The sequence below is a fragment of the Cupriavidus sp. FW216-B1 genome (genome assembly GCF_058789195.1).
This window is the reverse complement of record NZ_JBYTEL010000028.1, coordinates 63,977-72,678: the sequence shown is the minus strand read 5'-3', so window position 1 is coordinate 72,678 and position 8,702 is coordinate 63,977. Positions and strand designations below refer to the sequence as shown.

Annotated in this window: 9 protein-coding genes; 8 read left to right on the top strand and 1 reads right to left on the bottom strand. The window is 68.7% G+C overall.

The annotated features are described in order from the left end of the window. The first annotated feature begins 275 nt into the window (after nt 1–275). The 8 genes from AC3WXD_RS32110 (at nt 276) to AC3WXD_RS32075 (ending at nt 6,174) form a co-directional block, all read left to right on the top strand. A complete protein-coding gene (locus AC3WXD_RS32110) occupies nt 276–1,217 on the top strand; it encodes a 2-hydroxyacid dehydrogenase (protein ID WP_020206983.1) in 942 nt (313 codons plus the stop codon). Nucleotides 1,218–1,288: 71 nt separating this feature from the next. Then, entirely contained in the window at nt 1,289–2,224 is a 936-nt protein-coding gene (locus AC3WXD_RS32105) for a hydroxymethylglutaryl-CoA lyase (protein ID WP_020206982.1), read from the top strand. A gap of 20 nt (nt 2,225–2,244) precedes the next feature. Then, nucleotides 2,245–2,766, top strand: coding sequence for a YbaK/EbsC family protein (locus AC3WXD_RS32100; protein ID WP_020206981.1), 522 nt, complete (start codon nt 2,245–2,247; stop codon nt 2,764–2,766). A gap of 4 nt (nt 2,767–2,770) precedes the next feature. Further along, nucleotides 2,771–3,031, top strand: coding sequence for a DUF1289 domain-containing protein (locus AC3WXD_RS32095; protein WP_492325450.1), 261 nt, complete (start codon nt 2,771–2,773; stop codon nt 3,029–3,031). 7 nt (nt 3,032–3,038) lie between these two features. Further along, the gene (locus AC3WXD_RS32090; protein ID WP_492325449.1) at nt 3,039–3,788 is read left to right on the top strand and encodes a 2-hydroxychromene-2-carboxylate isomerase; all 750 of its coding nucleotides are present in this window, start codon (nt 3,039–3,041) and stop codon (nt 3,786–3,788) included. Nucleotides 3,789–3,847: 59 nt separating this feature from the next. Then, nucleotides 3,848–4,780, top strand: coding sequence for an MBL fold metallo-hydrolase (locus AC3WXD_RS32085; RefSeq protein WP_492325448.1), 933 nt, complete (start codon nt 3,848–3,850; stop codon nt 4,778–4,780). A 138-nt stretch (nt 4,781–4,918) separates the two neighbouring features. Then, the gene (locus tag AC3WXD_RS32080) at nt 4,919–5,530 is read left to right on the top strand and encodes a hypothetical protein (protein ID WP_492325447.1); all 612 of its coding nucleotides are present in this window, start codon (nt 4,919–4,921) and stop codon (nt 5,528–5,530) included. A 95-nt stretch (nt 5,531–5,625) separates the two neighbouring features. Further along, on the top strand, nt 5,626–6,174 hold the full coding sequence (locus AC3WXD_RS32075) for a GNAT family N-acetyltransferase (RefSeq protein ID WP_492325446.1): 549 nt from the start codon (nt 5,626–5,628) through the stop codon (nt 6,172–6,174). A gap of 891 nt (nt 6,175–7,065) precedes the next feature. Here the strand turns inward: AC3WXD_RS32075 and AC3WXD_RS32070 are convergent. Further along, complete coding sequence (locus AC3WXD_RS32070; protein ID WP_492325445.1) at nt 7,066–8,646, bottom strand: ABC transporter substrate-binding protein; 1,581 nt, start codon at nt 8,644–8,646, stop codon at nt 7,066–7,068. Between the last annotated feature and the right edge of the window lie 56 nt (nt 8,647–8,702).

Sequence of the window (8,702 nt, the reverse complement as noted above, 5' to 3'; positions counted from 1 at the left end):
TTTCTTTTCGGGGAAAAGAAAGTAGGTCGCTCCGGGGGAGCGAAAGCCTTTGACTTTGAAGTTGACTTTGACTTTGATGTTCAGCCGTTGACGTTCAGCCGTTGACTTTGACGTTCAACAGTCCCCGTTCAACAGTCACCCTTGACCCTCAACAGTCAACCAAGAAACCAAACGAACACCCCGCCGCCGCCGCCAGGCCCCCAGAAGCCCCCCACTCCCACCCCATCTCTGCGAAAATAGACCAAATCACGATAAGACCCCCCTGTGGAGAAGAAATGAAGCTGCAGTTGTACGTGCCCGACGGCCGCTACCAACCCTGGATCGACGGCTTCTCCGAAGCCCTGCCGGAGGCACAATGCCTGACCTGGGAAGACAGCAAATCCGAACGCGCCGACTACGCCGTGGTGTGGCGCCCGCCGCTGGAGATGCTGCGCGGGCGCACCGACCTCAAGGCGGTGTTCAACCTCGGCGCCGGCGTGGACGGCATCCTGCGCCTGCGTGACGACGATCCGCGCGCGCTACCGGACGGCGTGCCCATCGTGCGCCTGGACGATGCCGGCATGGCCGCGCAGATGATCGAGTACGTGACGCACGCGGTACTGCGCTATTTCCGCCGCCTGGACGAATACGCGCTGGCGCAGCAGGCCGGCAACTGGCGCTTTCTCAAGCCGCATCGCCGCGCGGGTTTCAGCGTGGGCGTGATGGGCGTGGGCACGCTTGGCGCGCAGATCGCGCGGGCGCTGGCGGGTTTCGGGTTTCCGGTGCGCGGCTGGAGCCGCACGCCGCGCGAGATCGAGGGTGTGCAGGGGTTTGCCGGCGAGGCCGGGCAGGCCGCGTTCCTCGACGGGCTGCACGTGCTGGTCAACGTGCTGCCGCTGACGCCGCAGACCGAGAACATGCTCGACGCGGCCCTGTTCGGCAAGCTGGCCAAGGGCGCGTATCTGGTCAACGTGGCGCGCGGGCAGCATCTGGTCGAGGAAGACCTGCTGGCCGCGGTGCAGTCCGGCCAGATTGCCGGCGCCACGCTGGACGTGTTCCGCACCGAGCCGCTGCCGGCCGAGCATCCGTTCTGGGGCGAGCCGCGCATCACCATCACGCCGCACATCGCCGCGCTGACGCTGCGCGAGGACAGCATCGCCCAGATCGCCGGCAAGATCCGCGCGCTCGGGGCGGGCCAGCCGATTGCCGGCGTGGTCGACCTGCAGCGCGGTTACTGAACGCAGACACAGCAAGCAGACACAGCCGCCGCGGCGTGCGCGCCGCGGCGGCAGGACACGGAGGAGACGCCATGACACTGCCCAACTATGTGAAGATCGTCGAGGTCGGCCCGCGCGACGGGCTGCAGAACGAGAAGGCGCTGGTGCCGACCGAGGTCAAGGTCGAGCTGGTCAACCGCCTGAGCGACGCCGGTTTCGTCAACATCGAGTCGGCCTCGTTCGTCTCGCCCAAGTGGGTGCCGCAGATGGCCGACGGCGCCGAGGTGATGGCGCGCATCCAGCGCCGCCCGGGCACGCTGTACTCGGTGCTCACGCCCAACATGAAGGGCTTCGAGGGCGCGGTGGCCGCCGGCGCCGACGAGGTGGTGATCTTCGGCGCGGCCAGCGAGGCGTTCTCGCAGAAGAACATCAATTGCTCGATCGCCGAATCCATCGCGCGCTTCGAGCCGGTGGCCGCGGCGGCCAAGGAAAAGGGCCTGCGCCTGCGCGCGAGCCTCTCGTGCGCGCTGGGCTGCCCCTACCAGGGCGAGGTGCCGGTGCGCGCCGTGGTGGACGTGGTGCGCCGCATGCGCGACCTCGGCTGCGACGAGATCGACATTGCCGACACCATCGGCGTGGGCACGCCCGTGCGCGTGCAGGAAGTGATGCGCGCGGCCGCGGCGGAATTTCCGATGGACCGCCTCTCCGGCCATTTCCACGATACCTACGGCCAGGCGCTGTCCAACATCCTGGCTAGCCTGGAAGTGGGCATCTCGATCTTCCACGCCTCCGTCGCGGGCCTGGGCGGCTGCCCGTATGCCAAGGGCGCGACCGGCAACGTCGCCACCGAGGACGTGCTGTACATGCTGCACGGCATGGGCCTGCACACCGGCGTGGACCTGGATCAGGTGGTGCGCGCCGGCGATTTCATCTCGCAGGCCATCGGCCGCGCCAACAGCTCGCGCGTGGGCCGCGCGCTGCTGACCAAGTGGGCGAGCGCCGCCGAGGCGGCGCCGGCCTGCGTGTGAACCCGCACCGGAAAGAAGACATGAACGACCGTTCCGTGAACGACGACGAGGCCGCGGCGCCCCTGCCCGAGGCCGCGCAGCGCGTGGCCGGGCTGCTGGCCGGCCTGGGCCATGCCAAGCCGGTGGTGATGCTGCCGGCGACCGGCAAGACCTCGGCCGAGGCCGCGGCGGGCCTGGGCTGCTCGGTGGCCGAGATCGCCAAGTCCATCATCTTCCGCCGCGTGGCGGACGACGCGCCGGTGCTGGTGATCGCCAGCGGCAGCAACCGCGTCGACGAAGCCAAGGTGGCGGCGGTGGTCGGGCCGCTCGGCAAGGCCGACGCGAAATTCGTGCGCGAGAAGACCGGCTACGCCATCGGCGGGGTCTGCCCGATCGGCCATGCGGTGGCGCCGGTGATGCTGCTCGACAGCGACCTGTTCCGCTACGACAGCCTGTGGGCCGCCGCCGGCCATCCGCACGCGGTGTTCAACCTCACCCCGCACGAGCTGCAGCGCATGACCGGCGCCCCGGTGGCCGACGTGGCGCAGCGGGCCGGGGACTGAGGCCGTGTCGCGGCTGTCCCGCCTGGCCGCGGACCTGACGCGCGGCGCGCAGGCCGCGCAGCATGCGCTGCCGGTGCCGTCGCCATGCCGCAACGTGTGCCGCATGGACGCGGCCAGCGGCTATTGCGAGGGCTGCCTGCGCACCATCGAGGAAATCGCCGCGTGGTCCGGCAGCGACGACGCCGCGCGGCGCGCCATCTGGGCGCGGCTGCCGGCGCGCGCCGCGCAACTGGCCGCGCAGGCCGCGCGGCCCGGCACGGAGTGAGGCTGCCATGACCGCCGCCGATTCTGCCACCGATCTCGCCACCAACTCCGCCACCGATTTCGCCGCCGATCCCGCTGTCGATCCCGCCGCCGTCGACTGGTATTTCGACCCGATCTCGCCGTTCTCCTACCTCGCCTTCGAGCGGCTGCCGCAGGTTCTGCCGGCCGCCACGCGCGTGCGCTACGTGCCGGTGCTGTTCGCCGGCCTGCTGCGGCACTGGGGCAACGTCGGCCCGGCGGAGATATCGCCCAAGCGCCGCTTCACCTTCGAGCACGTCGCCTGGATCGCGCACCGCGACGAGGTGCCGCTGGCCATGCCGGCGGCGCACCCGTTCAATCCGCTGCCGCTGTTGCGGCTGGCCGTGGCGCTGGAACTGGAGGGCCGGCTCTCGCGCGAGACGCTGGCGCCGCTGCTGCATTTCGTCTGGCGGCACGGCCACGTGCCGCAGCGGCAGGCCGAATTCGCGGCGCTGTGCGGCGCGCTGGGCGTACCCGCCGCTGCGCTGGCGCGCGAGCCGGTGAAGGCGCGCCTGCGCGAGCACGGCGACGAGGCCGTGGCGCGCGGCGTGTTCGGCGTGCCGACCGCGGTGCTGCCGGGCGACCCCGCCGGCCAGCTGTTCTGGGGCCTCGACGCGCTCGACATGCTGGCCGCGCGCCTGCGGCGGGACCCGTTCTTCGCCTCCGACGCCTTCCGCGCGGCCGGGGCGTTGCCGCCCGGCGAAGGCCGCGCGGATGCGCCGAAGCCGGCCGGCCCCTAGCCGGCGCGGGCCAGAATCAGAAAACCGGAAAAACCAGAAAAACACAGAGACAAACGCCGATGCCCGCTGCCTTCACCCCGCCGGTCCTGCCCTCCACCATGCGCGTGTTCGAGCGCGGCTGGCTGTCGGCCAACAACATCCTGTTCGTCGACGGCGACGACACCGCGCTGGTCGATTCCGGTTATGTCACGCACGCGCCGCAGACGCTGGCGCTGGCCGAGGCCGGCCTGGGCGGCAAACCGCTGCGGCGGCTGGTGAACACCCACCTGCATTCCGACCATTGCGGCGGCAACGCCATCCTGCAGCGGCGCTGGCAGCCGCGCACGCTGATCCCGGCGGCCGAGGCCGCGGCCGTGCGGAGCTGGGACGACGACCTGCTCAGCTACCGCGCCACCGGCCAGCAGTGCGACCGCTTCGCCTTCGACGGCGTGGTGCAGGACGGCGACGCGCTGCGCCTGGGCGGCATCGACTGGCAGGTGGTGGCCGCGCCCGGGCACGACCCGCACGCGGTGATGCTGTTCGCGCCGCACGAGCGCATCCTGATCTCGGGCGACGCGCTGTGGGAGAACGGCTTCGGCGTGATCTTCCCCGAACTCGACGGCGAAAGCGGCTTCGCCGAGCAGGCCGCGGTGCTGGCGCGCATCGCCACGCTCGGCGCGCGCGTGGTGATTCCCGGCCACGGCCGGCCCTTCACCGACGTCGACGCGGCGCTCGAGGTGGCCGGCGGCCGGCTGGCCTACCTGAGCGCCGACCCCGCGCGCAACGCCGCGCACGCGGTCAAGGTGCTGCTCAAGTTCAAGCTGCTCGAGCAGCAGCGCATGTCCCACGCGGCGCTGCTGGCGTGGGTCGGGCAGACCCCGCTGATGCGGCGCATCCACGCGCGCTTCCTGGCCGGCGAGGATTTCGGCGCCATGCTCGCGCGCATGCTGGCGTCGCTGGCGAAGGCCGGCGCGGTGGCGGTGGAAGGCGACGAAGTCCACAACCGGGATTAAGGGCGGACAACCGGGGGCGGACGAAGGAGCGTGGGCGGCCAGCGGCGGTTCCCCTCGTTTTCCGTTTGATCGCGCCCGCCGGACGCCGTAGCATGTAGGCACGTTGCGCCCCCCGAACCGTCCGCGAGGAAGCCGCCGATGCCTGTCTTTCCCGTCGCATTGCTCCAGCCCCTGGTTGCCCATCTCACCCCCTCGTCCATCCGCGCGCACGGCGCCGACCTGCTGGTCGAGCTCGCGCCGTTCCCGCTCGGCGGCGCGCAGGTGCGCACGGCGCTCCGCCTCGACGGCGTGAGCCTGCCCAGCCTCAGCCTGGCGCGGCTCGCCGGCCGGCGCCTGCGCTTCCCGCTCAACCCGGAGCCGGGTTATATCGACGGCTCGCTCTATCTCGGCGGCCGGCACCACGCCGTGGACGTCGGCGCGCTGCGCTTCGGCGAGCTCGACCCGCAGGGCCTCGACGTGGAGATCGAAGGCCGCATCCACTTCGACGACGGCGCCGGTTTCGACGACACCGCGCTGCATCTGGCCGCGCGCATCGCCGCGCCGCTGTCCGAGTGCGAGCTCGACGCCGCCATCGACCGCGCCGCGGCCGAGGCGGGCGCCGCCGGCGCGCGGCAGGCCGGCAAGGCAATGGCCATCCTCAGCCGCGACCCGCGCCTGCGCCATGCCGACATGGCCCTGCTGCACGCGCGCGTGCAGGCCCGCCTGCTGATCGCCGGGGCGATGGCGCGCGGCGGCAGGGCGCTGCGCTGAGTGCGGCGAAGCACGAGGCGCGGCAAGCGCAGGCGAAGCGGAACCCGCCGCGAGAAACCGAGGACCAGAACACATTGAGGACACGAGGCCCCATCATGCAAGCGCTCCACGGCCAGGGTTTCCTGCTGCGCCCGTTCCGCTACACGGACGTGCCGCAGTTCGTCGCGGCCGTGCACGAATCGCTCGATACCGTGGGCAAGTGGATGCCCTGGTGTCACGCCGGCTACAACGTGCGTGACGCCGAAAGCTGGTTCGACATGTGCGCGGAAAGCATGAGCAGCGGCGAAGCCTACGACATCGGCGTGTTCGCGCCGGACGGCCGCGAGCTGTACGGCGGCGTCTCCATCAACCAGATCAACCGCGACTACAACTTCGGCAACCTCGGCTACTGGATCCGGCAAAGCCGCCAGCGCCAGGGCATCGGCGCGCGCGCGGCCGACATGATGGCGTGTTATGGATTTCACTGGCTGGGGTTGACGCGGCTCGAGGTCGTGGCCGCGGAGAACAACGCGGTCAGCCGCGCGGTGGCGGAGAAGATCGGCGCGCGTTTCGAGTGCATTGCGCGGAACCGGCTGGTGTTGCATGGGGTGCCGTGTGCGGCGGCTATGTATTCGTTGGTGCCGGCTTGGTATGAGGGGGAGTAGGTTTTGGTTGAAGGTTCTTGATTCGAATTCAGCTTTAAAAGCTTTAAAGGATTGAGGTCAAAGTCAACTGCTGAACGTCAACGGCTGAACGTCAAAGTCAAAGTCAACATCAAAGTCAAAGGCTTTCGCTCCCCCGGAGCGACCTACTTTCTTTTCCCCGAAAAGAAAGTAGGCAAAGAAAGCGGGCTGCCTGGCCGGCAGGGGCAGAGCCGAACAGGGTTTCTTGGGTTGGTGGTTTCGTGGTGGGGCCGGTGGTTCTGCTGACCTGCTGCCGTTACCGGTTCGGCTGGCCACGGTCTGGCTGGCGGTATGGGTTTCGGGGTCAGACCTATGATGGCGGGCGCACTGCTGGTTCGGGCATCTGCCGTTACCGGTTTTGGCCACCGCTACATAGCACCCTTATGGTTTCGTGGTGGGCGTGGTGGACCCGGTGCGAGTGTGTTGGGTTTCGGTCAGCGTTGAGGTTCTCGTGCCGGGCGCATTTCAATCCGGGGCCCCCGTGCCCACCACGAAACCAGTGCCGCTCCCATGACGTGCCCATTCGCTTCGGTCGCGGCAGCAGCCTGAAGGGCCTGGGCCGCCGCCATCATGCAGCGCCACCACGAATCCAATTTCGTTTGCGACGCCGCAGGCAAGCAAACCGGTAGCGTCAGCAGCCTCATCGAAGCCAACGCCCGCACCACGAATCCAGCACCAGCCATAAAGTCTGAGCGCCCAGCCCCCCTGCAAGGGGTCTGCTTTCTTTGGTTACTTTCTTTTCAGACAAAAGAAAGTGACTGGCAGCCCCGCGCAGCGGGGATGTCATACGGCTTTTGGGTTCAAGCGCCAACAACCGCCCGAGCCTCAAGGCCCACAAAAGCCAGAACAAGAAACCTAAAAAATACCAAAAAACTACTTGGAAATCGCAAACGCATGAGTCCTCTCATCCTGCCGAGGCACCACGTTATATCCCTTCCTCGCCGCCCAAACATTGATCTGAAAATAAAGCGGAATCACCCCATAATCCTTGATCCCGATCTCGGTCGCATCCTGCAACAGCTTCTCGCGCGCGCGATCGTCAATCGTGGTCAGCGCCGCGCTCAGCTTGGCATCGAGCGCCGCATTGCTGTAGCGCCCGCGATTGGACGCCCCCCACCCCTTGGCCGGATCATAGGTCGCCAGCAATGACTTGAGCGAGGACCCGGCCTCGCCGGTGTCTGCCCCCCATCCGGCCAGCATGAACGAGAAGTCGAGCTTGTTGGCGCGCGTGAAGAAGGTGGCCGACGGCATGGCTTCCACGCGGGTCTGGATGCCGATGCGCGAGAGCATCGAGGCGATGGCCTGGGCGACCTGTTCGTCGTTGACGTAGCGGTTGTTGGGCGCGTGCAGCGTGAGCTGGAAGCCGTCCGGGTAGCCGGCGTCGGCCAGCAGCTTCCTGGCCGCGGCGGCGTCGAAGGTGTCGGGCTTGAGCGACGGCGCGTAGCCGAACAGCGTGGCGTTGACCAGCTGGCCGGTGGGCTCGGCGGCGCCTTCCATCACGCGGTCGACGATGGCCTGGCGCGAGATCGCGTGCGAGATGGCGGCGCGCACGCGCGGATCCTTGAGCGGGTTCTTCGCCAGCGGCTTGCCGGCCTTGTCGGCGGCGAACGGGGTGACGTCGCGGTTGCTGTCGAGGTGCAGGTACATCAGGCGGAAGGTGGGCACCTTGAACACGCTCACGCCCGGGTCGGCGGACAGCTTGCGGATGTCGGAGGTGGGCACGTTCTCGATGACCTGCACGTCGCCGGCCAGCAGCGCGGCCACGCGCGGCGCGTCGTTGGTGAGGATGCGCAGCGAGACGGTGTCCCACTCGGGCCTGGGGCCCCAGTAGCTGTCGTTGCGCACGAGCTCGACGCGGTCGCCCTTGCGGAAGCTGGCGAACTTGTAGGGGCCGGTGCCGACCATCGCGCGGCCGCTGTTGAAGTCGTCGCTGCTGGCATTCTCGGCGACCTTCTTCGACACCATGTAGATGGTGGACAGGTCGTTGGGCACCAGCGGGTACGGGCCGTTGGTGGTGATGCGCACGGTCAGCTTGTCGATGGCGACGATGTCCTTGAAGCCCTTGGTGTAGATGGTGTACGGCGACGGGCTGTTCTTGACGGTGGCGGGGCGGTTGAGCGAGTAGACCACGTCGGCCGAGGTGAACTCGCTGCCGTCGTGGAACTTCACGCCGGGGCGCAGCCTGATTTCCCAGGTGGTGTCGTCGAGCGGCTTCCACGACAGCGCCAGCGCGGGCTTGAAGCGCATCTTCTCGTCCTTGGCGATGAGTGCCTCGAACATGTGCTCGGCGACGTTCGCGTTGGGCGTGACGTTGTGATAGTGCGGGTCGAGCGAGGTGATGTCGCCGGACAGCCCGATGGTGAGGCCGGCGGCCACGGCGGCCGGGGAGGACATGGCGCAGGCCAGGCTCGTGGCGAGGGCTGCACAGGCAAGGGCGCGGCGAATGAGGGTCATCGGGTGGTCCGTGGTTGTCCTGCGATGCAGGCATTGTCAGGACTCGCCCATGCCCG